This window comes from Streptomyces sp. NPDC052012 (assembly GCF_040689265.1).
Lineage (GTDB): Bacteria > Actinomycetota > Actinomycetes > Streptomycetales > Streptomycetaceae > Streptomyces.
In genome coordinates, this window is record NZ_JBFAXA010000001.1 from 24,513 (window position 1) to 48,424 (window position 23,912).

The 23,912-nt window shown below is 71.2% G+C and carries 20 protein-coding genes and 1 pseudogene; 9 read left to right on the forward strand and 12 right to left on the reverse strand.

Annotation, left to right across the window (positions count from 1 at the left end; genetic code table 11):
* A complete protein-coding gene (locus AB0412_RS00120) occupies positions 1 to 993 on the forward strand; it encodes a hypothetical protein (RefSeq protein ID WP_366400156.1) in 993 nt (330 codons plus the stop codon).
* Between the two features lie 56 nt (positions 994 to 1,049).
* Here the strand turns inward: AB0412_RS00120 and AB0412_RS00125 are convergent, their stop codons facing one another.
* Entirely contained in the window at positions 1,050 to 4,361 is a 3,312-nt protein-coding gene (locus AB0412_RS00125; protein WP_366400157.1) for a S8 family serine peptidase, read from the reverse strand.
* A 213-nt stretch (positions 4,362 to 4,574) separates the two neighbouring features.
* Here AB0412_RS00125 and AB0412_RS00130 point away from each other — a divergent pair.
* Positions 4,575 to 4,703, forward strand: a pseudogene (locus AB0412_RS00130) (NUDIX hydrolase); the annotation flags it as partial.
* On the opposite strand, the gene AB0412_RS00135 reads toward AB0412_RS00130, so the two are convergent.
* The 4 genes from AB0412_RS00135 to AB0412_RS00150 all read right to left on the reverse strand — a co-directional run bounded on the left by AB0412_RS00135 (position 4,698) and on the right by AB0412_RS00150 (position 6,416).
* Entirely contained in the window at positions 4,698 to 4,994 is a 297-nt protein-coding gene (locus tag AB0412_RS00135; protein ID WP_366400158.1) for a DUF3817 domain-containing protein, read from the reverse strand. The pseudogene AB0412_RS00130 and the gene AB0412_RS00135 overlap by 6 nt on opposite strands.
* A 2-nt stretch (positions 4,995 to 4,996) precedes the next feature.
* Positions 4,997 to 5,485, reverse strand: a complete 489-nt coding sequence (locus AB0412_RS00140) for a DUF2269 family protein (RefSeq protein ID WP_366400159.1) — start codon at positions 5,483 to 5,485, stop codon at positions 4,997 to 4,999.
* Positions 5,482 to 5,658 carry a hypothetical protein gene (locus AB0412_RS00145; RefSeq protein WP_366400160.1) on the reverse strand — a complete coding sequence of 59 codons (177 nt, stop codon included), beginning with the start codon at positions 5,656 to 5,658 and terminating at the stop codon, positions 5,482 to 5,484. Before AB0412_RS00145 ends, AB0412_RS00140 begins: the two co-directional genes overlap by 4 nt.
* A gap of 68 nt (positions 5,659 to 5,726) precedes the next feature.
* Positions 5,727 to 6,416 carry a DJ-1/PfpI family protein gene (locus tag AB0412_RS00150; protein WP_366400161.1) on the reverse strand — a complete coding sequence of 230 codons (690 nt, stop codon included), beginning with the start codon at positions 6,414 to 6,416 and terminating at the stop codon, positions 5,727 to 5,729.
* A 197-nt stretch (positions 6,417 to 6,613) separates the two neighbouring features.
* Between AB0412_RS00150 and AB0412_RS00155 the strand changes: the two genes are divergently transcribed.
* Both AB0412_RS00155 and AB0412_RS00160 read left to right on the forward strand, forming a co-directional pair.
* The gene (locus tag AB0412_RS00155; protein ID WP_366400162.1) at positions 6,614 to 7,552 is read left to right on the forward strand and encodes a helix-turn-helix domain-containing protein; all 939 of its coding nucleotides are present in this window, start codon (positions 6,614 to 6,616) and stop codon (positions 7,550 to 7,552) included.
* Between the two features lie 246 nt (positions 7,553 to 7,798).
* Positions 7,799 to 9,565: a TIGR03767 family metallophosphoesterase gene (locus tag AB0412_RS00160; protein ID WP_366400163.1), complete on the forward strand. Its 1,767-nt coding sequence runs from the start codon at positions 7,799 to 7,801 to the stop codon at positions 9,563 to 9,565.
* A gap of 92 nt (positions 9,566 to 9,657) precedes the next feature.
* On the opposite strand, the gene AB0412_RS00165 is transcribed toward AB0412_RS00160, so the two are convergent.
* Positions 9,658 to 10,695: a hypothetical protein gene (locus AB0412_RS00165; RefSeq protein ID WP_366400164.1), complete on the reverse strand. Its 1,038-nt coding sequence runs from the start codon at positions 10,693 to 10,695 to the stop codon at positions 9,658 to 9,660.
* Between the two features lie 291 nt (positions 10,696 to 10,986).
* The gene (pepN, locus tag AB0412_RS00170; RefSeq protein ID WP_366400165.1) at positions 10,987 to 13,560 is read right to left on the reverse strand and encodes an aminopeptidase N; all 2,574 of its coding nucleotides are present in this window, start codon (positions 13,558 to 13,560) and stop codon (positions 10,987 to 10,989) included.
* 148 nt (positions 13,561 to 13,708) lie between these two features.
* Here pepN and AB0412_RS00175 point away from each other — a divergent pair, with 148 nt between their 5' ends.
* Positions 13,709 to 14,347 carry a DsbA family protein gene (locus tag AB0412_RS00175; RefSeq protein ID WP_366400166.1) on the forward strand — a complete coding sequence of 213 codons (639 nt, stop codon included), beginning with the start codon at positions 13,709 to 13,711 and terminating at the stop codon, positions 14,345 to 14,347.
* A gap of 6 nt (positions 14,348 to 14,353) precedes the next feature.
* Here the strand turns inward: AB0412_RS00175 and AB0412_RS00180 are convergent, their stop codons facing one another.
* The 3 genes from AB0412_RS00180 to AB0412_RS00190 all read right to left on the reverse strand — a co-directional run bounded on the left by AB0412_RS00180 (position 14,354) and on the right by AB0412_RS00190 (position 16,942).
* Entirely contained in the window at positions 14,354 to 14,575 is a 222-nt protein-coding gene (locus AB0412_RS00180; RefSeq protein WP_366400167.1) for a hypothetical protein, read from the reverse strand.
* Positions 14,576 to 14,771: 196 nt separating this feature from the next.
* Positions 14,772 to 15,419, reverse strand: coding sequence for a superoxide dismutase (locus AB0412_RS00185; RefSeq protein ID WP_366400168.1), 648 nt, complete (start codon positions 15,417 to 15,419; stop codon positions 14,772 to 14,774).
* Positions 15,420 to 15,562: 143 nt separating this feature from the next.
* The gene (locus AB0412_RS00190) at positions 15,563 to 16,942 is read right to left on the reverse strand and encodes an amino acid permease (RefSeq protein ID WP_366400169.1); all 1,380 of its coding nucleotides are present in this window, start codon (positions 16,940 to 16,942) and stop codon (positions 15,563 to 15,565) included.
* A gap of 391 nt (positions 16,943 to 17,333) precedes the next feature.
* On the opposite strand from AB0412_RS00190, the gene AB0412_RS00195 reads away from it, so the two are divergent.
* Positions 17,334 to 17,918 (forward strand): biotin transporter BioY, encoded by a 585-nt coding sequence (locus AB0412_RS00195; RefSeq protein ID WP_366400170.1) that lies wholly within the window; start codon positions 17,334 to 17,336, stop codon positions 17,916 to 17,918.
* Between the two features lie 68 nt (positions 17,919 to 17,986).
* Here the strand turns inward: AB0412_RS00195 and AB0412_RS00200 are convergent, their stop codons facing one another.
* Positions 17,987 to 18,712 (reverse strand): hypothetical protein, encoded by a 726-nt coding sequence (locus AB0412_RS00200; RefSeq protein WP_366400171.1) that lies wholly within the window; start codon positions 18,710 to 18,712, stop codon positions 17,987 to 17,989.
* A gap of 113 nt (positions 18,713 to 18,825) precedes the next feature.
* On the opposite strand from AB0412_RS00200, the gene AB0412_RS00205 reads away from it, so the two are divergent.
* A complete protein-coding gene (locus AB0412_RS00205; RefSeq protein ID WP_366400172.1) occupies positions 18,826 to 20,628 on the forward strand; it encodes a protein kinase in 1,803 nt (600 codons plus the stop codon).
* Positions 20,629 to 20,694: 66 nt separating this feature from the next.
* On the opposite strand, the gene AB0412_RS00210 is transcribed toward AB0412_RS00205, so the two are convergent.
* A complete protein-coding gene (locus AB0412_RS00210) occupies positions 20,695 to 22,167 on the reverse strand; it encodes an amino acid permease (protein ID WP_366400173.1) in 1,473 nt (490 codons plus the stop codon).
* A 206-nt stretch (positions 22,168 to 22,373) separates the two neighbouring features.
* Between AB0412_RS00210 and AB0412_RS00215 the strand changes: the two genes are divergently transcribed.
* Together AB0412_RS00215 and AB0412_RS00220 are read left to right on the forward strand one after the other, a co-directional pair.
* The gene (locus tag AB0412_RS00215) at positions 22,374 to 22,859 is read left to right on the forward strand and encodes a ribose-5-phosphate isomerase (protein ID WP_366400174.1); all 486 of its coding nucleotides are present in this window, start codon (positions 22,374 to 22,376) and stop codon (positions 22,857 to 22,859) included.
* A gap of 230 nt (positions 22,860 to 23,089) precedes the next feature.
* The gene (locus AB0412_RS00220) at positions 23,090 to 23,905 is read left to right on the forward strand and encodes a DNA-formamidopyrimidine glycosylase family protein (protein WP_366400175.1); all 816 of its coding nucleotides are present in this window, start codon (positions 23,090 to 23,092) and stop codon (positions 23,903 to 23,905) included.
* The last annotated feature ends 7 nt before the right edge of the window (positions 23,906 to 23,912 follow it).

A 23,912-nucleotide genomic window follows, 5' to 3' on the forward strand; every position in this document is an offset into this window, starting at 1 on the left:
ATGACCGCCGAGAACCCCGGAACCACCGGGAGCCCCGAGAACCCCGGGAACACGGAGTACGACGGCATGGACGCCCTGATGGCCGCGATCCTGGACGAGCCGCTGCCCGCGGCAGCCCGCCGGGACCCGGCGTTCACGACCGCGCACGACGAGGCCGCCGCCGATGTCGCCCTCCTCAGGGAGCAGCTGGCCCTGATCGGGGACACCCTCGCCGACTCGAGTGGTGAAGCCACCACCGCTGCGGAGGCCGGTGCCCCGCCGGGGCGAGACTGGGCCGCACCGGCCGGGAACCGGCCGGAGCCCGGCACCGGTCCGGCGCTCGGCGCGGCGGCCGGACCCCGGCGCGGCGCGGATCCCGGGGGCCCTGCGCCCACCCCGGCGGTGACGCCGCTCGAGCGGCCGGGGCCGGGGAGCAGTGCGGGGGCCGGGAATCCGGCGGCCGCATCCTCGGCGGTGACGCCGCTCGAGCGGCCGGTTGCCGGGCGTTCCCGAACGCGCCGGCCCCTCAAGGTCGCCCTCGGTGCCCTTGCCGCGGCCGCTGCCGCCAGTGTCGTCGTCGGGATGGGGTGGCTCGTCGCGCAGCAGCCCATGGGCTCCTCCGACGACGCCGGGAGTAAGGCTGCTGCCGACAGTTCCGCCGGGGAGCAGGACGGGGGTGGGGTGCTCTTCGGGAGTCCCCGCTACCTCGCCTGTGCCCGTACCGTTGCCGAGGGCACCGTCTCCGCGGTGAAGCCGACGCCGTCCGGTGAGGTCGAGCGCGTCACCCTCACCGTCACTCGGTCCTACACATCCCAGGACAAGAAGACGGAGCTCTCCTTCCCGATCAAGACCGCCGATCAGCCCCGCCTCCACCCCGGTGACCTCGTGCTCGTCGGTATACCGTTGCGGCAGCAGTTCCCCGACACCGTGCTCGTCGGCGAGGAGAACATCGCCCCGGAGCGGTCCCGGCTCACCGGCTCCCTGCCCGAGTCCCGCACCCTCACCTGCGAATGACGAAGGGCGGGCGCCCACCCAGGACGCCCGCCCCTCACCTGAACTCAGCGGACGCGCTACGGCACGACCTTCTCGATCGCGACGCTGCCCACGCCCGCGACCGTCCCGCGTGCGTTGACCAGCTGCACGCGGCCGAAGAACTCACGTCCCTCGGGAGCCGCAGCCGCGGCCGTGACCTTCGCGGAGACCTCCGCGGAGTCACCCGTGCCGAGCTTCACCGGCGCCGCGTCGTCGACCGTCACCGCACCGAGCGTGGCCGCGAAGAACACGTCGCGGTAGTCGTAGTCGGTGGAGCCCGCCGGGACCGAGTAGCCCACGACCTCCACCGTGTACGTACCGGCGGCCGGCTTCGGGACGGAGACGGACTCCTCCGAGTCGCCGTCGGCGGACTGGGCGACCTCGTTGCCGTCCTTGTCGTAGACCGTGAGGTCCAGGTCGGCGGCGGTGTCGGACACGTTGCCGATGGCCACGTCGAGCGAGTCGGCGCCCTCGGGCACCTCCACCGTCGTGGTCTGCTTCTCACCCTGCTTGATCGCCGGGCGGTCCGTCTTCGCCGAGCCGAGCGGCCCGCCGACCAGCTTGCCCTCCAGCGCGGCGAACCGGTTCGTCACCTTCCAGGACGCGGCGGCCGGCGTGCCGACCTTCGCCTCCGGCACGGTCACGGTCTCCGGGTCGAAGGCCGCGCCGAGCACGGCGACGTCCAGCTTGTACGGGTTGTCGAGCAGCGGCGACGTGCGGCGCGACTCGACCTCGATCTCCCACACGCCCGGCTGCGGGTCGGCGTACGAGCGCAGGTCGGGGCGGCAGGTGTTGGCCGGGTTGGTGTAGTTCGGGTAGCAGTTGATCGTCGACGTCGGGTCCGCCGGGACGCCGTACGGGTGGATGGCGATGAACCGGGTCTGGCTCTTGTCCTTCAGCCCGCTCATCGCGACCTCCAGCGTCTTCGCGCCCTCGGGCACGGTGACGAAGTAGGAGGTGTGGCTGTTGCGCTGCACCGAACCGGACGCGGAGAAGGTGTACTTCAGCGGAGCCGAGACGACCACGGTCGTCATGATCTGGCGGTCCGTGCCCTCCGTGCGCGGGTCGTCGACCTCCAGGATCGCGCTCTTGATGCCGGCCGAGCCGGGTGCGGCCTGGACCTTCACGGTCACCGGCTTGTTCAGCGGCAGCGAGACGTCGTCGTCGCCGAGGATGCGGAAGGTGCGGCCGGCGTTGTTCTCGATCTCGAGCTCGTGCCGGATCGCGCGGTCGGGGCCGGACGTACGGGTGATGGTGATGTCGTACGTCTTCTTCTGCCCGGCCTTCAGGCCGCCCTCACGGTCGTACAGGCCCGTGCCGAAGCCCGGCGTCTTCAGGAACTGGTCGATCGCGGTGTCGACCGGCGCCTTCACCGCGTACGTGTGCGCGGAGGCGTCGTCGCGGATGGCGTCCCAGGCGTCCTCGATGTCGATGAGGCCCGCGCCCTCCTCGTAGGCCTGCACGCCCTTGATGTGCTCGGCGGTGGAGGTGAGAGCGGTGCGCAGCGTCGCGGGCGGCAGGTCGATGTCCTTCTGCTTCGCCGCCGACAGCAGCAGCGCCGCGGCGCCCGCGGCCTGCGGGGAGGCCATCGAGGTGCCCTGGAGCATGCCGTAGCCGGGCGGGAGGCTGTAGCCGGCCTCGGCGACCGGGGCGCCCGGCATCCAGCTCTGGATGGTGTTGATCGCGGCGCCGGGGGCGACCAGCGTCGGCGTGAAGCCGCCGTCCTCACGCGGACCGCGCGAGGAGAACGGCATCATGGCGTACTTCTTCTCGACCTGGGAGCCGTAGTTCGCGGCCCACGTCTCGCGGGAGACGGACGCGCCGACCGAGATGACCTTGTCGGCCAGCGACGGGTCGCCGATGGTGTTGGCGCCGGGGCCGGAGTTGCCCGCGGAGATCACCAGCTGGACGCCGTAGGTGTCGATGAGCCGGTTGTACAGCTCGGCGCGGGCGTTGTTGCCGTCGTTGAGCGCCGGCAGGCCGCCGATCGACATGTTGACGATGTCGACGCCGCGCTTGGTGACGAGGTCGATCATGCCCTCGGTGAGCGCCACGTTGGTGCAGCCGCCGGACCAGGTGCAGGCGCGGGAGGAGACCAGCTTCGCGCCGGGGGCGGCGCCGTCCATCTTCCCGCCGAACAGGCCGTTCGCGGCGGTGATGCCGGCGACGTGCGAGCCGTGCTCGGACTCCACGACGCCGATGTTGACGAAGTCGGCCTTCTTGCCGACCCAGCTGCCGCCGTAGGGGTCCATCGGGACGTCCTTGCGGATCTCCACGACGAACGGCTGGCGCTCGGCGATCTCGGTCTTCGGGTCGTCGGTGCCGAAGTACCCGATCTGGAAGCCGTCCTTGTACGGCTTCATCGCGGTGTCGTCGCCGAAGTCCTGGTTGTTGTTCAGGTCCACGCGGACGGTGCCGGCCGCCGCGTCGTAGAGGACGCCCCAGGAGTCGGTGGTGTCGCCGTCGCGGTTGGCGTCACCGGCCGCGTCGCCGCCGGTGGTGTACTCCTCGCGGAAGGTGCTGATCCGGTACTCGCCGGCCGGGGCCTGCCAGGTCTTGCCGTCGTGGGTGAAGGTGGGCCCGGTGACGGTGGAGACCATCGGGCGCCAGGTCCTGTCGTTGTCGACGATCGGGTCGGTCGCCGTCACCCAGTCGACGATCTTCCGCTCGCCGGTGGTGGTCTTCTGCAGTGCCGGGTGGCCGAGGTCCACACCGGAGTCGAGGATGCCGATGGTGACGCCGCGGCCGTCCGCCTTCGGGTTGTCCTCGACGAAGTCGACCGCGCCCGTCTCGAAGGACGGGTTGTACGGGTTCTTCGCGGGGGTGCGCTTGCCGGGGGCCGGGTAGGTGGCGGTGCCCTGGGCGCCGGCCTGCTTCGTGGTGTCCGCGCTCGGCGTCGGGTCGTCCAGCGGGATCTCCTCGCGCAGGTCGATGCCGTGCACGGAGGAGAGCTTGGCGGCGGCGGCGATGGCCGCCTCCGCCTTGCCGGTGGGAACGGTGGCGCGGACGTAGCCGAGCTTGTCGTGGGTCCGGCCGACCGATCCGCCCTTGACCGCGTCCAGCTGCCCGGCGACCTGCTCGGTCTTCCCGGGCGCGGTGGCGATCATCATGGTGACGTTCTTGACGCCCTGGGACTGGGCCTCGGCGAGCAGCTCCGCGTCGTCGGAACCGAGCTTGCCGGGCGCGGACTTCACGTCCTGGTCGGCCGGTGCTGCGGGCGGCGCGTCGGCGGCGAAGGCCATCGGTATCGGCCCGGCCGCGGACAGCGCGGCGACGAGGCCGGCGGCCACGGCGATACGGGCCACGCGTCTCGTGCCCGATATCGGGTCCTGCTGGGGGGAGTGGGTCATCGGCATCCCTTGTGCGTAAAGGAACGATCGTGGAACGACCGGAGCCGATCGGCCCTGGCCGCGACGGTCCGGATGGCGATCCCGGACGATCGCTGAGCTTTACTCAAGGGACAGGTGTTTGGGGAGGGTTGACCGAATCGCAATGGATGCATGGGGAAAACCCCCGATGCGCTTTTCCGGACAGGCCCCCGCGAAGGTGACATGTCGTCGGCCGGCTCCGCCGAACTCGCCGCCTGGCAGCCCTCGGACGCGGTCCCCGGCCTGGTCCGCGCCCGCATGGTCGACATCGCCCCGCGGCTGTGGCGGGAGCGTCCCGCGGCGGGCCGAACACGAGGTTCATGACGGAACGACTTCGTCCGGCGGGGCGTCGGCCGCGTCAGCGCGGTCGACCTGCCGCAGCGCGAGCAGCCCGCCGATGCCCGGAACGACGGCCAGAGCCCTGGCGGCGGTCGTGGCCCCGTCGAGGCGCCAGGTCGCGATCACGACGAACAGGTAGGCGCAGCCGTGGGTGGGGCCCATCAGGGACGAGACGGGTTGCAGGTGGACGGTGAACAGATTGGCCAGCAGCACGACCAACGTGACGAGTTCGGCACGGGCCGCGAGGCGCAGGCCGCCCGAAGACCTGGGATGCATGGTCACGCCCCCGTGGTGGAGCCGGGGCGGACGATCATCAGCACGGTGACCGTGGCCCACAGCAGATTGAAGATGCCGGTGAGCATGGCGAGACGGCCCGGCGACAAGGGGGCGGACGGAGACGACGAGGGCGCGCCGGAGGTCCCCGCCTCGGCCAGCGCACGGTCCTGGGCGGGCAGGATCAGCAGGGCGAGAACGCCCGCGGCGGCCGCCGTCAGCAGGATCGAGACGATCAGCCAGGTGTCGCCCAGGACGCCGAGGCTGCTGGCGGTGGCGAATCCGAACACGGGAACGGCGATACCGACACCGGCGTAGACCCGGCAGATGCGGTGCAGTGTCCGCAGGGCCGTCACGGCCGTCAGAGCGTCACCGTGGCCGGGATCGCCGAGTGCGCGGCGCAGCGTCGCGGGGAACATGCTCGCCGCGACGGTGACCGGGCCGACGGCCACGATGGCGGCCAGGACGTGCAAGGACAGAAGGAGCTTGGTCACGCCCGACGCTCCCCGATGACCTCGGAGGCCGGCAGGCGGCCGGCCCTGGACGTGCCCTGGAGGGTGTCGCAGGTTCCGGTCAGGACTCCGTGGCGCCGAGGGAGTTCGACCACGGCCTTCGTCCTGCCGATGGGTGTGGCGATGGACAGGTTCCAGGTGCCTTCGACGGGCATGCGGATGCTCTTTCTGACGAGATGTCATGGATCGAGGGAAGGGTCGGCGAAGAGCGCGTGCCGAGTTCTCAGAGGGCGGCGGGAGCCGGTCCCTGGGCGCGCCAGACGGTGCCGCGCCGCTCGTGGGCGAACAGTTCCTCGACGGCGTGCGCGATGCGGGGGCCGAGCTCGCGCTCCAGCAGGTGGAGACCCAGGTCCAGGCCGGAGGTGACGCCGGCGCCGGTGACCAGGTCGCCGTCGTCGACGACGCGGGCGCGGACCGCGTGGGCGCCGGTGGCGTCCAGCAGGTCGAGGCCCAGATGGTGGGTGGTGGCGTTGCGTCCCTCCAGCAGGCCGGCCATGGCCAGGACGAGCGAGCCGCCGCAGACGGTGGCGACCGTGACGTCCGGATCGTTCATCGCCTGCTTCAGCAGAGCGGGCAGCCCGGTGGTCAGCGTGCGCCCGAGGAGCACCGGGATGAACTCGTCCTGCTGCCACTCGCCCGCGCCCACTTCTCCGTTCGGGACCTCGCCGGGTTCACCGACGCGGCCGGAGGCGCCGGGCACCAGGACCACGTCCGCCCGCTCCAGGTCGAGGGCGGCCGTGGCGCGCAGTGTCAGCCCTCCGGTGCCACTGATCACGTCACGGGCACCCTCCGCGGACACCAGCTCCACGGTCACCGCGCCGTCCGATGCCATGCCGCCGGCGTACAGCACCTCGTAGGGGGCTATGACGTCGAGCGGGTCGAAGCCGTCGAACAGGACAACCTGGATGTGCATGCGGGGTTCCTTCGGGGTCGTTCTCTCTGCGACGCCTCGAAGTCAACCGGCTGTTGCGACGATCGCCCAGTGGCAGTAGTGACACCTTTCAACGGGATAGTGCCAACCGCCTTTGAGGGGCTGAGAGGTGCTGTGACATGGGGTTGTCCGGATATCGGTACGGATTCACGGAGCTGCTGAGCAGGTAGATTCCTGCCATGCACACCGTCGCCGTTCTCGCGTTGGACCAGGTGATCCCGTTCGACCTGTCCACCCCGATCGAGGTCTTCACCCGGACCCGCCTGCCCGACGGACGGCCCGGTTACCAGGTCCGGGTGTGCGCCGAACGCGACGAGATCGACGCCGGCGCCTTCACCCTGCGTGCCCCTTGGGGCCTGGAGTGCCTCCAGGACGCGGACACGATCATCGTGCCGGGCGTCGCCGACCCCACTGCCCCGCTCTCCTCCCCGGTACGTGACGCGCTGCGGTCGGCCGCCGCGGCGGGCACGCGGATCGCCTCCCTGTGCGTGGGCACCTTTCCGCTGGCCGCCACCGGGCTCCTCGACGGGCTGCGGGCCACCACCCACTGGCGCGCGGCCGGTCTTCTGGCCGCTGCCCACCCGGACGTCGACGTCGACCCCGATGTGCTCTACGTCGACAACGGCCAGTTCCTCACCTCGGCCGGCGCTGCCGCCGGCCTGGACCTGTGCCTGCACATGATCCGCCGTGACTACGGCTCGGCGGTCGCCGCCGACGCGGCCCGTCTGTCGGTGATGCCGCTCGAACGGGAGGGCGGACAGGCACAGTTCATCGGCTACGACCACGCCCCCACGCCCCAGGGCTCGGACTTCGAGGACCTGCTCACCTGGCTGCGCGGCAACCTGAGCCGCAACCTCACCCTCGCGGACATCGCCACCCAGGCCGGGACCAGCACCCGGACGCTCATCCGGCGGTTCCGCGACCACACCGGCGCCACCCCGCTCCAGTGGCTGCACCGGGCCCGCATCCGCCAGGCCCAGCACCTGCTGGAGACCACCGAGCACTCCGTCGAACGCATCGGCGCCCAGGTCGGCTTCGGCTCACCGACCGCCTTCCGCGACCGCTTCAAACGCACCACCGGCGTCAGCCCCCAGACCTACCGGCGCGCATTCAGCTGAGCCCCTGCCGCCGTCCCATCCGACGTCTGAAGTGAACACGGCGTGACCAGTTCCCGGCCGACGCGGGAGCGGGCGTCGACACCTCGTCGGTTGCGAGATCCACGTACGGTGATCGGCGCTGCGCGTTGCGGTCGCGTTCACACGCAGGTCATTCCCGGTGCCAAGCATCCGGTACGAGCGGGACGTCCGTCCGACGGGCGCCCCGCGACCACTGCCGACGCGTTCGCACCCGGGGAGACAAGCGCCATGTCGCGCATACGCTCAGTCGCCGGCTCCACGTCGATCCACCGTCGTTCCGTCCTCGCCGCCACCGCGGCCGTGGCCCTCTCCGCCGGCGTCGGATACACGCTGCGCCCCGAAAACACCGGCCGTGCCGCCGCCGCCACCGCCTCCGGCGCGGATACGGGCGGTACCGTCCTCGCCTCCTCCCGGCAGGCACCGGCCAGCCCGCTCGCCCCCTACACGCGCGGCACCACCCTCACCACCACCGCCGCCCCGCGCGGCACCTCCGGCTACCGGCGCCTCGGCGACGGGCCGGCCTGGGGCCGGGTGGTGCGCGGTGAGCTCGCCGAACCCAGGGCCGGCCGCGCCGGCCGCCGCACCGCGCTCACCGCCTTCGTCCAGCTCACGGACCTGCACCTGATCGACGCCCAGCACCCGCTGCGCCTCGAGTACCTGCGCGCGACCGACGTGCACGCCTGGCGCCCGCAGGAGGCGCTGACCGTTCAGGGCGCCATCGCCCTGGTGGAGCGGGTCAACGCGCTGCGCGGCGCCCCCGCCACCGGCGCCCCGCTGCACTTCGCGATGACCACCGGCGACAACACGGACAACAACGCCCGCTCCGAACTGGAGTGGTACCTGACGGTGATGAGCGGCGGCCGCATCCGCCCCAACACCGGCGACCCGCGTCACTACGAGGGCGTCCAAAACAGCGGCCTCCAGCAGTACTGGCAGCCCGACACCGCCGTCCGCGACGCCGACAAGCGACTCGGCTTCCCGCACCTCGACGGCTTCCTCGCCGCGGCCGTCCGCGAGGTGACCAGCCCCGGCCTCAACCTGCCCTGGTACTCCACCGTCGGCAACCACGACTCCATGCCGCTCGGATGCTACGCCTCCCACGGCGACTCCCGCCTCACCGACCTCGCCGTCGGCGGCCGGAAGCTGATGGACGTACCGGAGGCCGAGGCCCGCCGGCTGCAGAAGGCCATCAAGAAGGCCACCGACCCGCGGGGCGTGCAGTACGGCGACTTCCTCGAGGCCCACGCCCGCGCCATGCGCCCCGTCACACCCGACGAGCGGCGCGCCCCCTTCACCCCCACCGAGTACCTCAGCGCCCACCTGGACCCGGCCCACCACGGGCCCGGCCCGTCCGGCCACGGCTACACCACCGCCAACCTGGAGACGGGCACCCAGTACTACGCCTTCCGCATCGCCGACGAGGTGATCGGCATCAGCCTCGACACCACCGACCCCGGCGGCCACTACGAGGGTTCCATCGGCACGGCCCAACTGCGCTGGCTGGAAGCGACCCTGCGCAAGAACCGGGACTCCCACGCCATCGTCTTCAGCCACCACACCAGCACGTCGATGGACAACACCCACCCCGACCCGGCCCGCCCCGACGAGCGGCGGCACACCGGCGACGAACTGCTCGCCCTCCTCGGCCGCCACCGCAACGTGGTCGCCTGGGTCAACGGCCACATCCACCGCAACGCCGTCACCCCGCACACCGGGCCCGAGAACTCCTTCTGGGAGATCTCCACCGCCTCCCACGTCGACTTCCCCCAACTCGCCCGCGTCATCGAGCTGGTCGACAACAAGGACGGCACGCTCTCCCTGTTCACCACCCTGGTCGAGTCCTCCGCCCCCCACCGCACCGACTTCGCCGACCTCTCCCAGACGGGCCTCGCCTCCCTCTACCGCGAACTCTCCCTCAACGCCCCCGGCGCCCGCACCGACCTGGCCGGCACACCGCAGGACCGCAACACGGAGCTGCTGCTGAAGAAGAGCTGAAGAAGGAGCTGACGAAGGAGAGAGACACGAGGAGGGGCCGCCCGCCGGCGGCCCCTCCTCTCCCCTCCTTACGGCGAGCCCCGGACGGCCGCTCAGCGAGGCAGCACCACGACGTACGCCGCCGGTTCGCGGTCCGCCGCGGCCATCAGGGCCGTGCGGATCACCGCCGCCTGCTGCTCCATCGCGTCGCGGAGCTTGCGCGGGGTGACGTGGACGACCGTGATGCCGAGGCGTTCGAGGTGCTCGCGCTTGCGGGCGTACTCCGACCACAGGGCGTCGTCGTCCTGGCGCGGCGCTCGTGTGTCCAGCTCCACGGCCACCGCATGGTCCGGCCAGTAGGCGTCCAGGCCGCCGAGGTGCGGGCCGCCCGGCAGACGCAGGTCGACGTTCCACACCGGGTCCGGCAGGTCGTACTCGCGCACCATCCAGTACAGCCGGTTCTCCGCGATCGCCCGGCCCTCGGCGACCAGCGAGTCCACCGCGTCCACCATGTGCGGCCGGTTCAGCAGCCGCGCCTCGGTCAGCTCCCGCACCACCGCGGCCGCCTCGCAGTGCCCGCCGCGCACCGCCTCCGTCAGCAGCCGGCGCACCGTGCCCGCGTCCTGCAGCCGCGCCACCGCGTCGGCCAGCGCCCGCGGCACCGGTGCCACCGGCAGGCCGGTCACCTGCACGGCTGTGGGCAGCGCCGGGGTACGGACGATGCGGGCGCAGCCCGTCGACCGCAGCCGCCGCAGCCGGGGCACGAGGACGTCGAAGGCGTCCAGGGACGGCAGCGGGGGAGCGGAGGCGAAGCCGTGCAGGGTCAGCGCCGCGAGGCCGGTGATCATCGCCTCCGTGTACACGGGCGGCGGGGCGTCGTCCCGGCCGGGCTGCTCGGGGACGCCGGCGGTCCGCTCCCGCGCCGCGTACATCAGCACCGCGTGCAGCCGCTCCTCGCTGGTCGGCGGCCCGGGGTGGAGCAGGACGACCCCGGGCAGGAGCTGCTGCCAGGGGCCGCCGGGGCGGCACTGCTCGTTGACCTCCGCGGCCGGGACGCCGTGCCGGCGCAGCTGCGCGGTGCTCATGACGCGACGCCGGCCGTCGGCGAGGTGGTGCAGGGGACGGGGGGAGAGCGGGGTGTTGTGGTTCATGCCCGGCAATTTCCCGCGCCCGGCCCGCCTCCGAACCCCTGTTACAAGCCCGTCGACAAACAAGGACAAGCCCGCACTAAAGGACGCTTGTTCGGATGCCGAAAACCCCTGGTCCATTCGGGTGAGGCCCAGGGGTTACGGCTCAAAGGGCACGAATCCGGTAACGGTCGTCGAACACCTCAGGGGCGCGGGGCTGTGTTCGATGCGCGGCTCCGCCGCGGGGCGCGACAGGCCACAACGCACCCGCATCCGCCCACGGCGAAGTCGCAGCACCCCACTGGGCGCCCCGGCTCACCCCGCCGCATCACACGCCTGCCCCCGCAACGCCCGAGCAAGATCATCCCGAGCCTCCAGCACCAGCCTCCGCAACGCCGGCGCCGCATCCGCATGCGCAGCAAGCCACGCGTCGGTCGCCTCCAGCGTTGCCGGCGAATCCTCCAGCGACGGGAACAGCCCCCGCACCACATCCATCCCGATCTGGATCGACCGCTCGCTCCACACCCGCTCGATCACCGCGAAGTACTTCTGCGCGTACGGCGCCAGAAGCTCCCGCTGCGACGCCTGCGCGAAGCCCGAGATCGTCGCCTCCACCAGCGCGTTGGACAGCGCGTCGGACTCCACCACCTGCGCCCAGCACTGCGCCTTCACGGCAGCCGACGGACGGGCGGCCAGGCACCGCACCTGGTGCCGCTTGCCGGAAGCGGTGTCGTCCCGGGCGAGCTCCTCGGCCAGCGCCTTCTCGTCCGCGACCCCGTGCGCGGCCAGCGGCTCCAGGAACGCCCACCGCAGCTCCTGGTCCACCTCCAGCCCCTCGACGGTCGCCGTGCCCGACAGCAGATCCTGGAGCAGCTGGAGGTCACCGGGCGTGGACGCCACCCGCGCCAGGAACCGCGCCCACGCCAGCTGCTGCTCGCTGCCCGGCGCGGCCCCCTCCAGCTCCCGCCGGGCACCCTCGGCGAGCAGCGCGCCGCCGGCCTCCCGCCAGTCCGGCGCCACGTAGTGGACCAGCGCCGACTCGGCCCAGGCATGCAGCATCTGCAGCACCCCGATGCCGGACTCGCGCCCGGCGAAGCGCAGCACCAGGCCGATGAAGTCCCGGGCGGGCAGCAGCGCGTCCCGGGTCATGTTCCACAGCGCGGACCAGCACAGGGCGCGGGCCAGCGGATCGGTCAGGGCGCCGAGGTGCTCGCGCAGGGTCGCCAGCGAGGTGTCGTCGAGACGGGTCTTGCAGTACGTCAGGTCGTCGTCGTTGACCAGCACCAGCTCGGGCGCGTCCGCCCCCGCCAGCTCCGCCACGACCGTACGGGCCCCGTCGACGTCCGCCTCGGCGCGTGCGTACCGCTCCAGGGCACCCTCGGCCGTACGCCGGTACAGGCCCACCGCCACCCGGTGCGGGCGCAGTTCGGGGTGGGACTCGGCCGCCTCCTGCACCACCGCCAGCTCCTCGACCCGCCCGTCGGCGCCGAGCAGCACCTGCGGGGTGAGGGAGTTGACCCCGGCCGTCTCCAGCCAGGACCGCGACCAGGCGGCCATGTCCCGCCCGCTGGTCTCCTCCAGGACCGACAGCAGGTCGCCGAGCCTGGTGTTGCCGTACGCGTGCCGCTTGAAGTAGCGCCGGGCGCCCTCCAGGAAGGCGTCCTGGCCGACGTACGCCACCAGCTGCTTGAGCACGCTGGCGCCCTTGGCGTAGGTGATGCCGTCGAAGTTCAGCTTGGCGTCCTGCAGGTCGCGGATGTCCGCGGTGATCGGGTGCGTGGACGGCAGCTGGTCGGCGCGGTACGCCCAGGCCTTGCGGCGGTTGGCGAAGGTGATCCAGCCGTCGGTGAAGCGGGTGGCGCCGACCAGTGAGAACGCGCCCATGAAGTCGGCGAAGGACTCCTTCAGCCACAGGTCGTCCCACCACCGCATGGTGACCAGGTCGCCGAACCACATGTGCGCCATCTCGTGCAGGATCACGTTGGCGCGGCCCTCGTACGACGCCTGTGTCACCTTGCCGCGGAAGATGAACTCCTCGCGGAAGGTGACCAGTCCCGGGTTCTCCATCGCGCCCAGGTTGTACTCCGGCACGAAGGCCTGGTCGTACTTCCCGAAGGGGTACGGGTAGTCGAAGTGCTCGTGGAAGAAGTCCAGGCCCTGCTTGGTCACCAGGAACACGTCGTCGGCGTCGAAGTACGGTGCGAGGCCCTTGCGGCACATGGCGCCGAGCGGGATGCGCAGCCGGGTGCCGTCGGGCAGCTCGCGCTCGTAGGAGTCCGTCACGTAGTGGTACGGGCCCGCCACCACACAGGTGATGTACGTCGAGATCGGCTTGGTCTCCGCGAACCGCCACACGCCGTCGGTGAGTTCACCCGCGCCGTTGCTCCACACCGTCCAGCCCTCCGGCGCCCGCACCTCGAAACGGAAGGGGGCCTTCAGATCGGGCTGTTCGAAGCCCGCGAAGACCCGGCGGGAGTCGGCCGGCTCGTACTGGGTGTACAGGTACACCTCGCCGTCCTCGGGGTCGACGAAGCGGTGCAGGCCCTCGCCGGTGCGCGAGTAGGCGCACTGGGCGTCGACGACCAGCTCGTTGTCGGCGGCGAGGTCCTCCAGCAGGATCCGGGAGCCGTCGAACACCTCGCCCGGGTCGAGGTCGCGTCCGTTGAGGGAGACGGCCGTCACGCTCGGCGCGATCAGGTCGGCGAAGGTGCTCGCGCCCGGCTCGGCGCAGCGGAACCGGAGGGTGGTGACGGAGCGGAAGGTCCGCGGCCCGGTCCCGCCGTCCTCGCCGATCGCCGAGCGCAGGTCGAGGGACACGTCGTACCCGTCGACGGACAGCAGGGCGGCCCGCTCCCGGGCCTCGTCGCGGGTCAGATTCTCACCGGGCACGGGCGGCACTCCCTAGGCTCGTGTTCAGGATGTGGACAGCACCGATCCTGCCATGTGCCCCTGACGGCGGGCACCCGGGAATGGCCGGGGCGAGTCCCGGCGTTGACCGGACGATCGTCTGCTGTGACGCCGGTTCGCGAGGAGAGACATGTCCGACAAGACGCCCGTCGACTTCTGGTTCGACCCTCTGTGCCCCTGGGCCTGGATGACCTCCCGCTGGGTGCTGGAGGTGGAGAAGGTGCGGGACATCGAGGTCCGCTGGCATCTGATGAGCCTCGCCGTGCTGAACGAGGACAAGCTCGACGAGCTGCCCGAGGAGTACCGCGAGCTGCTCGAGACCAAGGCGTGGGGCCCGGTCCGGGTGGTCATCGCCGCCCAGCAGGAGCACGGCGCCGAGGTGCTCGGCGACCTCTACACGGCGCTCGGCACCCGCATCCACAACCGCGACGAGGGCCCCGGCAAGGAGACCGTCGCGGCCGCCCTGAAGGACGTCGGCCTGCCCGCGTCGCTCATGGAGCACTGGGACGCGACGCCCTACGAGGCGGAGCTGCGCGCCTCCCACAAGGAGGGCATCGACAAGGTCGGCCAGGAGGTCGGCACCCCGGTCATCTCGGTGCCCGGCGCCGACGGCGAGGAGGTCGCCTTCTTCGGCCCCGTCGTCACCCCGGCCCCCCAGGGTGAGGAGGCCGCCCGCCTGTGGGACGGCACCCTCGCGGTCGCCTCGGTCCCCGGCTTCTACGAGATCAAGCGCACCCGCACCAAGGGCCCGGACTTCAGCAACCTGTGACGGGCGTCACCGGAAGGACTCCGGGAGGCTGAAGCCCTTCGCCTGGTGCGCATGGGGCTGCACCCACAGGCACCGCCCCTCGGGGGTCTGGTTGGTGCAGCGCCACCAGCCGTGGCCGTCCAGCGCGCCGCGCTTGTCGTTGATGTACGCCGCCTCCTCCCGGCCGACCTTGCTGAAGCGGTGCAGCTTGCTGCCGCCGCAGTTGGGACAGTGCTTGTCGTCGAACACGCGCGCCTCCCGCACCAGCCGCCGAGAACCTTCCGCGAAGTCTGCCGGAATGGGGAGCATACGTGCGGAAACCCCCCGCGAGTCACTCCCCCAGAGGGGGGACCCCCACTCGCGGGGGGTTTCTTCTTTCCGCCTGCCGGGTGAACGGTGAGAAGACGATCACGAGGCAGGACGCTTCACGGAACGCGCCCGGTGCTCAGGGGGCGAGCAGCAGCACGTCCGTGCGGGACTTCGCGGCCGCGTAGCGCCGGGCCACGTCCTGCCAGTTGACGACCTGCCACATCGCCTCGATGAAGTCCACCTTCTGGTTGCGGTACTGGAGGTAGAACGCGTGCTCCCAGGCGTCGAAGACCAGGATCGGCGTCGCACCCTGCCCCACGTTGCCCTGGTGGTCGTAGACCTGCTCCACGATCAGCCGCCCGCTCAGCGGCTCGTACGCCAGCACGCCCCAGCCCGAGCCCTGCGTGGTCGCCGCCGCCTTGGACAGCTGCGCCTTGAAGCCGGCGAACGAGCCGAAGGACTCCCTGATCGCCTCGGCCAGCTCGCCCACACCGTCCTGCGCCAGCGGCTCACCGCCCCCGTCCTTCGGGCCGGTCATGTTCTGCCAGTAGATGCTGTGCAGGATGTGCCCGGACAGGTGGAACGCCAGGTTCTTCTCCAGCCCGTTGACCGAGCCCCACTGCTCCTTGTCCCGCGCCTCGGCGAGCTGCTCCAGCGTGTCGTTGGCGCCCTTCACATAGGCCGCGTGGTGCTTGTCGTGGTGCAGCTCGATGATCTCGGGGCTGATCACCGGGGCGAGCGCGGAGTAGTCGTAGGGCAGGTCGGGCAACGTGTAGACGGGCATGGCGGGGTCCCCTCCGAACCTCTTATTGCAAAGAACTTGCAACTGCACGCTAGCAGCAGGAAGGCTCGCACGGGTGCCGGGGGCATGCAAAAAGGCCCCCGCGTGTCGTCCACGCGAGGGCCTTCGCCGAGGCCGAAAGAAGATCAGCGCCGGGCGCGCACCCGCTGCCAGGCGTAGCCCACGGCCGCCAGGACCAGCGTCATCCCGCCCGTCGAGTACAGCTGCACGCGCGTGTCCGGCTCCCGCGCCATGAGCACGAACACCGCCGCCATGCCGGCCAGCGCCACCCACGTCAGATACGGGAACGCCCACATCCGCACGACCAGCCTCGAAGGCGCCTCCCGCTCCATCCGGCGGCGCAGCCTCAGCTGCGAGACCGCGATGAAGATCCAGACGACCAGGATCACCGCGCCGATCATGTTCAGCAGCCACGAGAAGACGTCGTCGGGCCGCCAGTAGCTCAGCAGCACACACCCGAACCCGAAGACGGACGAGGCCAGGACGGCGACCCGCGGCACCCCGCCCGACACCCGGCCCAGCGCCTTCGGCCCCTGCCCGCGCTCCACCAGCGAGTAGCCGATGCGCGAGGCGCCGTAGATGTTGGCGTTCATCGCCGACAGCAGCGCCACCAGCACCACCACGTTCATCAGCTGGCCGGCGCCCGGGATACCGAGCTCGTCCAGCGCGGCGACGTACGGGCCGCTCTCCACCACGGCCGGGGAGTCCCACGGCACGAGGGTCACGATCACCGCCATGGACCCGATGTAGAACACCGCGATCCGCCACATCGCCGTACGGACCGCGCTCGCCACACCCTTGACCGGGTTCTCCGACTCGGCCGCCGCGATCGTCACCGTCTCCAGACCGCCGTACGCGAAGACGGAGGCGAGCAGTCCGATCACCAGCCCCTCGCCGCCGTTGGGGAGGAAGTCACCGAGGTGCGAGGTCCCCGGGGAGTCCGTGCCCGGCAGTACACCGGCGATGGCCAGCCCGCCGAGCACCAGGAACAGGGTGATCGCGCCGACCTTCAGGGCCGCGAACCAGAACTCGAACTCGCCGAAGTTCTTCACCGCCGCGAGGTTCGTGCCGCAGAACACCACCATGAACAGCGCCACCCACGCCCACTCGGGCGTGCCCGGCAGCCAGCCGGTGACGATCTTCGCGGCGCCGATGCCCTCCAGGCCGACCGCCGTGCACAGCAGCACCCAGAACGACCAGCCCGCGGTGAACCCCGCCCACGGCCCGATCGCCCGCTCGGCGTGCGCCGAGAACGAACCCGACGACGGATACGCGGCCGACATCTCGCCGAGCATCCGCATCACCAGCATCACCAGAACACCGGAGAGGGCGTAGGCGACGACGATCGACGGACCGGCCGCGGCGATACCCGCGCCGGAGCCGACGAACAGACCGGCGCCGATCACCCCGCCGAGGGCGATCATCGACAGATGGCGCTGCTTGAGACCGTGGGAGAGGGAGACGCCGTCCTGCTGCGGAGGCGTTTCGACAGAGGTGCTGGGCATGTGGCGCGGCTCGTCCAATGCGTGGGGGGCGTGGGGCGGGCAAAACGACGCCAGTCTGGGCGGCCGGACCAGCCGCGGGCGGGGGCGGCTCACCATACGGACACCGGGCCGACGCACAGTGTCCGGTCCCTGACCGGCGGTGCGGGACGCGTCGACGCCGACCGCGAACCCGATTGGTGAAACCCTACAGTCCGCTCCAAGGTGGCCCAAGTGAGCGAAGCCTCCCCAGCTCAGTGACCCGGGTCACTTCCCCCTCGGTGTAGCCACCACTGTTTGTCCGAAGCCCACCAATCGCGCGTTCCAGCCTTTGTCGAGCACTGACGGTGATCGGCACGAGCACACCGGGATAGCGTCACCGTGTCCCGAACTGTCCTCACCCCGCGGAGTCCCCATGAGCACCGTCGCCGCCACACCCGCCCGCACCGGTCTGGTCCTCGCCGACCTGCTCCCGGCCTCCCGAGTCCGGGACGCGGCCCTCGTGCTCGGTGGCGCCGCGCTCACCGGTCTCGCCGCCCAGCTCGCCGTGCCCGTGCCCGGCTCCCCGGTGCCGGTGACCGGCCAGACGTTCGCCGCGCTGCTGGTCGGCACCACCCTCGGTGCGCGCCGCGGCCTGCTCTCCCTCGCCGTGTACGCGCTGGCCGGCATCGCCGGTGTGCCGTGGTTCGCCGAGGGCAAGTCCGGCATCGCGATGCCGTCCTTCGGCTACATCCTCGGCATGCTGCTGGCCGCCGTCGTCGTGGGCGCCCTGGCCCGCCGCGGCGCCGACCGCTCGGCCTGGCGGATGGCGGGCACCATGGTGCTCGGCGAGGCGATCATCTACGCCGTCGGCGTGCCCTACCTCGCCCTCGCCACCGGCATGTCCGCCTCCGCCGCGATCGCGGCCGGCCTGACCCCGTTCCTCGTCGGCGACGCCCTGAAGGCCGCCCTGGCGATGGGTGTGCTGCCCACGGCCTGGAAGCTCGTCGACAAGCGCTGAGCGCACGACCGCGAGCAGAGGCTCGCCGGGCCGTACGGGCGTACGGACCGGCGAGCCTCTCGCATGTGTCAGCCGGCCTGCCGTCCGGGCCGCCGCTGCGCGGACCACCACAGTCCCGCCGCGCCCGCCGCGAGCAGCGCGGCACCGGCCGTGCCCAGCGGCAGCAGCTCACGCACCGGGCCCGTCCTCGGCAGCTCGTCCGCGCCCGGGTTCACCGGCTCGTTGTCGGTCCCGAGGAGCAGGGGAGTGGCCGGGGCGTCGGGCGAGGGGTTGGTCGTGCCGAACGGCACCGGCCCCTGCTGCCAGAACGTCTTCTTCCCGTCCCCCGACTGGACGGGCAGACAGATCTTCCCCTTCTTGCTCAGGTCGTACGTCGCGTCCACGGCGTACGACTTGGACGCACCGGCGGCGAGATTGCCGACCGGGCAACTGAAACCGCTGTTCGAACCTTCCGGAAGACTTCCCTCGGCAATACGAGTACAGCCCGGGACGTTCTTGACGGTCAGTCCGTCGAACCCGACGACCAAAAGGCTGATCTTCCCGCTGTCCGCGCTCCCCTCATTCTTCACCGTCGCCGTAATCGCCGTTTTTTTCGAGCTGTTGTCGACGGAGATCTTCTCGGGCAGCAGCGTGGTCAGCTCGACCCCCGCCGGCGCCTCGTCGACGGCCTTTCCCCCCTTGCTGCTCCCGGGTCCCTGATCCTCCGCCACGGCCGTTCCGGAAAAGATCAGAACCGCCGAGAAAGATGCTGCCACCAGCGATCCGGTGACGTTCGTCGTCCGACGAGAACTCATGTTCGTCCCCCTTGCCTGCGCCTGAATTCGCAGTACTCGAAGAGGTACCACAAGATTTGTCCGCACTATGCTGGGACCGCCTGAAGTGTGACCGTCGTGTTTCACTCGGTGCCATGCGGAGGGGGTGCAGCGGATTGCCGGGGAATATCAACAGTGCCGGGATTCCAGGGACATTGGTGGCCGGTCGCTACCGGTTGGGCGAGAGTATCGGCCAGGGGGGAATGGGGCGGGTGTGGCGAGCCGCCGACGAAATACTCGACCGTCAGGTCGCGGTCAAGGAAATGCGCCTGGACGGCATCGACGCGGAGGACTCCCGGACGCGCCGCGAACGCACCCTGCGCGAGGCACGGGCGACCGCGCGGATCGACCATCCCAACGTCGTCCGGGTCTACGACGTGGTCGACGAGGGCGAACGCCTGTGGATCGTCATGGAGTTGGTGGCCGGCCGCTCACTGGAGCGCATCATCACCGAGGACGGCCCGCTGAGCCCGCGCGACACGGCCCGCATCGGCCTGGGCCTGGTGGCCGCACTCCGTGAGGTGCACGCACGCGGTGTCCTGCACCGCGACATCAAACCGGGCAACGTGCTGGTGGACCGCGACGGCAGGGTCGTGCTCACCGACTTCGGCATCGCCGCGATCCAGGACGCCAAGGCCCTCACGATGGTCGGCATGCTCGTCGGCTCCCCCGACTACATGGCCCCCGAACGCGTCTCCGGCCGCCCCCAGGGCCCACCGTCCGACGTCTTCTCCCTCGGCGCCACCCTCTGCGCGGCCCTCTCCGGCACGTCCCCCTTCACCCGCGCCACCACCCTGGCGACCCTGCACGCCGTCCTCTACGAGGACCCCGAACTCCCGCCGACACCCGACGAGTTGAGGGTCACCCTGCAGACGACCCTGCACAAGGACCCAACGCTCCGCCCCACCCTGACCACCCTCGCCTCCACCCTCCACCCCATAGCCCACCCACCCCCACACCCAACCCGCGAGGAACACCCCGTCCCTCCCACGGTCGGCTCACCCGCAGACCCTGCCCACCCCTTTGGTCCCGCGCATCCCGTCGATCCCGCGGTCGGCCCGCCCACGGAGCCCGGCCACCGCGTTGGTCCCGCGCATCCCGTCGACCCCGCGGTCGGCCCGCCCACCGAGCCTGCCCACCGCGTTGGTCCGGCCCATCCCGTCGATCCCGTCCATCCCGCGGGCAGTCGTGCCGCTGGGGCGATGGGGGTCCCCCCGCTCGAGCGAAGCCGAGAGCGGGGGAGGGCGGGCGCGGACGGCACCCCGTCAGCGCCGGGCAGCGCGACCCACCCCCGGCCCGCCCCCACCAAGCCGCACCGCCGCCGCGCCCTGCTCGCCACCGCCGCAGCCGCAGCCGTCGCCGGGACCACCGTCCTCGCCGTCCTCCTCGCGGACACCTCCCGCTCCCCCGAGGGCAACAACAAGACGACAGCCACCCCCACCCCCACCGTCAACGGCACCTCAAGGCCCCCGACCCTCCCACCCGGCACCCGCCAAGAAGCCGGCGGTTTCGCCTGGGCACCCCCCACCGGCTGGCGCCGCGACGTCCAGACCGGCGCCGAGGTCCACTACACCTCCCCCGACGGCCGCCAGGAACTCGTCGCCAAGTCCGCCCTCGCCCGCGGCGACCTCCTCCAGACCTGGCAGGCCTCCGAACGCAACGCCCACCAGGGCCAGAACTACCGGAAGATCCGCCTGGAGGAGACCACCTTCCGGGGCCACCCGGCCGTCGTCTGGGAGTACACGTTCACCCTCAAGGGCACCCCCTGGCACGCCCGCCTCCTCGGCTTCAACCAGGACGGCAAGTCGTACCAGATCAACACCTGGTACCAGCCCCCCATCGAGGACGAGGCCCTGCGCACCTACGAGAAGACGAAGAAGAGCTTCACCGTGCTCTGACCGCGACACACCGAAGGGGCCCGCAACACACGTCACGGGCCCCTTCAGAGAGCGTCAGTCAAACCTTCAGCCGACGGAGACGTCGTCCCGCTCCACGGCGCCGCGCTCCGCGGCGGCCCGCCCCGCGACCCGCTGCTTCACCACGGCGATGACCAGCACGACCGCCGCCACCAGCAGCGACAGCAGCATCGTCGTCCGCCCATTGTGCTCCGTGTCGGTCAGCATGTACCCCAGCACGAACACGATCAGCGCGGCACTCGCCCACGTCAGATACGGGTACAGCCACATCTTCACGACCAGCTTCTCCGGCGCCTCGGCCTGGATGATCTTCCGCATCCGCAGCTGCGAGAAGCAGATCACCAGCCAGACGAACAGCGCGACCGCACCGGAGGAGTTGACCAGGAACAGGAAGACGGAGTCCGGGAACTTGTAGTTGAAGAACACGGCGACGAAGCCGAACACCACCGAGACGAGGATCGCCGTCCGCGGCACACCCCGCTCCGTGGTCCTGGCGAACGACTTCGGCGCGTCCCCGCGCTGCCCGAGCGAGAAGGCCATCCGGGAGGCCGTGTAGAGCCCGGAGTTCAGGCAGGACAGCACCGACGTCAGCACGATGAAGTTCATGATCTGACCGGCGTGCGCGATACCGAGGGTGTCCAGCGCGGCCACGTAGGAGCCGTGCTCGGTGATCGACTTGCTGTCCCACGGCAGCAGACAGACGACCACGAAGATCGAGCCGAGGTAGAAGACACCGATACGCCAGATGATGCTGTTGGTCGCCTTGGTGACCGCCCGCTGCGGGTCCTCCGACTCGCCGGCCGCCAGGGTCGCGATCTCACTGCCCATGAAGGAGAAGACCACGAGCAGGATGCCGGTGAGGATGGCGCCGGCGCCGTTGGGCAGGAAGCCGCCGTGCTCGGTGAGGTTGGCCAGGCCCGCCTGCTCGCTGTCGACACCGGGCAGAAGGCCGAAGACGGCCAGTCCGCCGACGACGATGAACGCCGCGATCGCGACGACCTTGATCCCGGCGAACCAGAACTCGAACTCGCCGTAGGAGCCGACGGACACGAGGTTGGTGGCGGTCAGCACGACCATCACGATGAGCGCCCAGCCCCACTGCGGGACGGCCGGTATCCACCCTTCGAGGATCGCCGCACCGGCGGTCGCCTCCACCGCCAGCACGACCACCCAGAAGAACCAGTACAGCCAGCCGATGGAGAACCCGGCCCAGGGTCCGAGTGCCCGGTCGGCGTGCGCGGAGAAGGACCCGGAGGTCGGGTTGGCCGCGGACATCTCGCCGAGCATGCGCATCACCAGCACCACGAGCGTGCCGACGAGGGCGTACGAGAGCAGGATGCCGGGGCCGGCGGTCGCGATGCCGGAGCTGGATCCGACGAACAGGCCGGCGCCGATGACACCACCGATGGCGATCATCGACAGATGGCGGTTCTTGAGTCCGGCCTGCAGGCCGGAGCCTCCGGGTTCGCCGGGGCCTCCGTGGCCGCTTCCGGCCTTTGTCAGGGTCGGCTGCGAAGTCATGGAACGGATTTCCTTTGCGCCGGGGGAGCTGGAGCCCGCACACGGTGGTGTACGAGCTGGACCAGTGAAACGGAGGCTGTCGAATCGGGGAACCTTCGAAAGCAAATCGTTACTTGAGGTTTTCCTGAGGTTCTGTAATTCTCCTCACGTTTTCGGGCGCGACACCCGGCGCGCCTGCCCGCAAACCCCCGTGTCACACTCGGACCATGCGCGTGTACCTCGGTTCCGACCATGCCGGCTACGAACTCAAGAACCACCTCGTCGAGTGGCTCAAAGAGGCGGGTCACGACCCCGTCGACTGCGGCCCGCACATCTACGACGCCCAGGACGACTACCCGCCCTTCTGCCTCCGCGCCGCCGAGCGGACCGCCGCGGACCCCGACGCCCTCGGCATCGTGATCGGCGGCTCGGGCAACGGCGAGCAGATCGCCGCGAACAAGGTGAAGGGCGTGCGGGCGGCCCTGGCCTGGAGCGAGGAGACGGCGGCACTCGGCCGCCAGCACAACAACGCCAACGTGGTCGCGGTCGGCGCGCGCATGCACACGCAGGACGAGGCGACGAAGTTCGTGGAGACCTTCCTGAACACCCCGTTCTCGAAGGACGAGCGCCACATCCGCCGCATCGACATGCTCACCGCCTACGAGACCACCGGCGACCTCCCCCCGATCCCCCCGCACCACCCCCAGCAGTAACAGCCCCCGCCCGCCCCTCAGCGCACCGAGCCGGGCGGGCAGGCAGACCCACCGCACCACTTCAGAGCACGGACAGCGCCCGACCCGCCCGCCGATCAGCGAACCGAGCCGGGCGGGCAGGCGGGCCCGCCGCACGACCTCAGAGCACTGACAGCGCCCCGACCGCCCGCCTCTCGTCCCACCGAGTCGGGCGGGTGGGTGGGCGAGAGGAAAGGGAGAGAAGGGGACCCATGCCCGAGGGGCACACCATCCACCGGCTGGCCAAGGACTACGCCGCGGCCTTCGCGACCGGCGCCCCCCTCCGCGTCACCAGCCCCCAGGGCAAGTTCTCCGACGCCGCCGCCCTCCTCGACCGCACGCCCCTCCACACCACCGACGCCCACGGCAAACACCTCTTCCTCGGCTTCCGCGACGCCGACTGGATCCACATCCACCTCGGCCTCTTCGGCAAGGTCACCTTCGGCCCGGCCCCGGCACCGCCCCCCACGGACACCGTCCGCCTCCGCCTCGCCGGCGACACCGCGTACGTCGACCTCCGCGGCCCCACCACCTGCGCCCTGATCACCGACCCCGAGAAGCAGGCGATCCACGACCGCCTCGGCCCCGACCCGCTCCGCCCGGACGCCGACCCGGCTACCGCCTACCGCCGCATCAGCCGCAGCCGTACGACGATCGCCGCGCTCCTCATGGACCAGAAGGTCATCGCCGGCGTCGGCAACGTCTACCGCGCCGAGGTCCTCTTCCGGCACCGCATCGACCCGTACCGCGCGGGGCGCGACATCACCCCCGCCGAGTGGGACGCCCTGTGGACCGACCTGGTCGAGCTCATGCGCGAGGGCGTCCGCCACAACCGCATCGACACGGTCCGCCCCGAACACACCCCGGAGGCGATGGGCCGGCCGCCCCGCGTCGACGACCACGGCGGCGAGGTGTACGTCTACCGGCGGGCGAACCAGCCCTGCCACCTGTGCGGCGAGCCGATCCGCACCGCGGACCTCGCCGCCCGCAACCTCTTCTGGTGCCCGTCCTGCCAGCGCCGCCCCTGAGCCACCC

What these genes read in the sequence shown, in the direction of transcription:
- AB0412_RS00120 (WP_366400156.1), top strand. Translation starts at nt 1, where the DNA reads ATGACCGCCGAGAACCCCGGAACCACCGGGAGCCCCGAGAACCCCGGG.
- AB0412_RS00125 (WP_366400157.1), bottom strand. Translation starts at nt 4,361, where the DNA reads ATGACCCACTCCCCCCAGCAGGACCCGATATCGGGCACGAGACGCGTG.
- AB0412_RS00135 (WP_366400158.1), bottom strand. Translation starts at nt 4,994, where the DNA reads ATGCATCCCAGGTCTTCGGGCGGCCTGCGCCTCGCGGCCCGTGCCGAA.
- AB0412_RS00145 (WP_366400160.1), bottom strand. Translation starts at nt 5,658, where the DNA reads ATGCCCGTCGAAGGCACCTGGAACCTGTCCATCGCCACACCCATCGGC.
- AB0412_RS00150 (WP_366400161.1), bottom strand. Translation starts at nt 6,416, where the DNA reads ATGCACATCCAGGTTGTCCTGTTCGACGGCTTCGACCCGCTCGACGTC.
- AB0412_RS00155 (WP_366400162.1), top strand. Translation starts at nt 6,614, where the DNA reads ATGCACACCGTCGCCGTTCTCGCGTTGGACCAGGTGATCCCGTTCGAC.
- AB0412_RS00160 (WP_366400163.1), top strand. Translation starts at nt 7,799, where the DNA reads ATGTCGCGCATACGCTCAGTCGCCGGCTCCACGTCGATCCACCGTCGT.
- AB0412_RS00165 (WP_366400164.1), bottom strand. Translation starts at nt 10,695, where the DNA reads ATGAACCACAACACCCCGCTCTCCCCCCGTCCCCTGCACCACCTCGCC.
- AB0412_RS00175 (WP_366400166.1), top strand. Translation starts at nt 13,709, where the DNA reads ATGTCCGACAAGACGCCCGTCGACTTCTGGTTCGACCCTCTGTGCCCC.
- AB0412_RS00185 (WP_366400168.1), bottom strand. Translation starts at nt 15,419, where the DNA reads ATGCCCGTCTACACGTTGCCCGACCTGCCCTACGACTACTCCGCGCTC.
- AB0412_RS00190 (WP_366400169.1), bottom strand. Translation starts at nt 16,942, where the DNA reads ATGCCCAGCACCTCTGTCGAAACGCCTCCGCAGCAGGACGGCGTCTCC.
- AB0412_RS00195 (WP_366400170.1), top strand. Translation starts at nt 17,334, where the DNA reads ATGAGCACCGTCGCCGCCACACCCGCCCGCACCGGTCTGGTCCTCGCC.
- AB0412_RS00200 (WP_366400171.1), bottom strand. Translation starts at nt 18,712, where the DNA reads ATGAGTTCTCGTCGGACGACGAACGTCACCGGATCGCTGGTGGCAGCA.
- AB0412_RS00205 (WP_366400172.1), top strand. Translation starts at nt 18,826, where the DNA reads ATGCGGAGGGGGTGCAGCGGATTGCCGGGGAATATCAACAGTGCCGGG.
- AB0412_RS00210 (WP_366400173.1), bottom strand. Translation starts at nt 22,167, where the DNA reads ATGACTTCGCAGCCGACCCTGACAAAGGCCGGAAGCGGCCACGGAGGC.
- AB0412_RS00215 (WP_366400174.1), top strand. Translation starts at nt 22,374, where the DNA reads ATGCGCGTGTACCTCGGTTCCGACCATGCCGGCTACGAACTCAAGAAC.
- AB0412_RS00220 (WP_366400175.1), top strand. Translation starts at nt 23,090, where the DNA reads ATGCCCGAGGGGCACACCATCCACCGGCTGGCCAAGGACTACGCCGCG.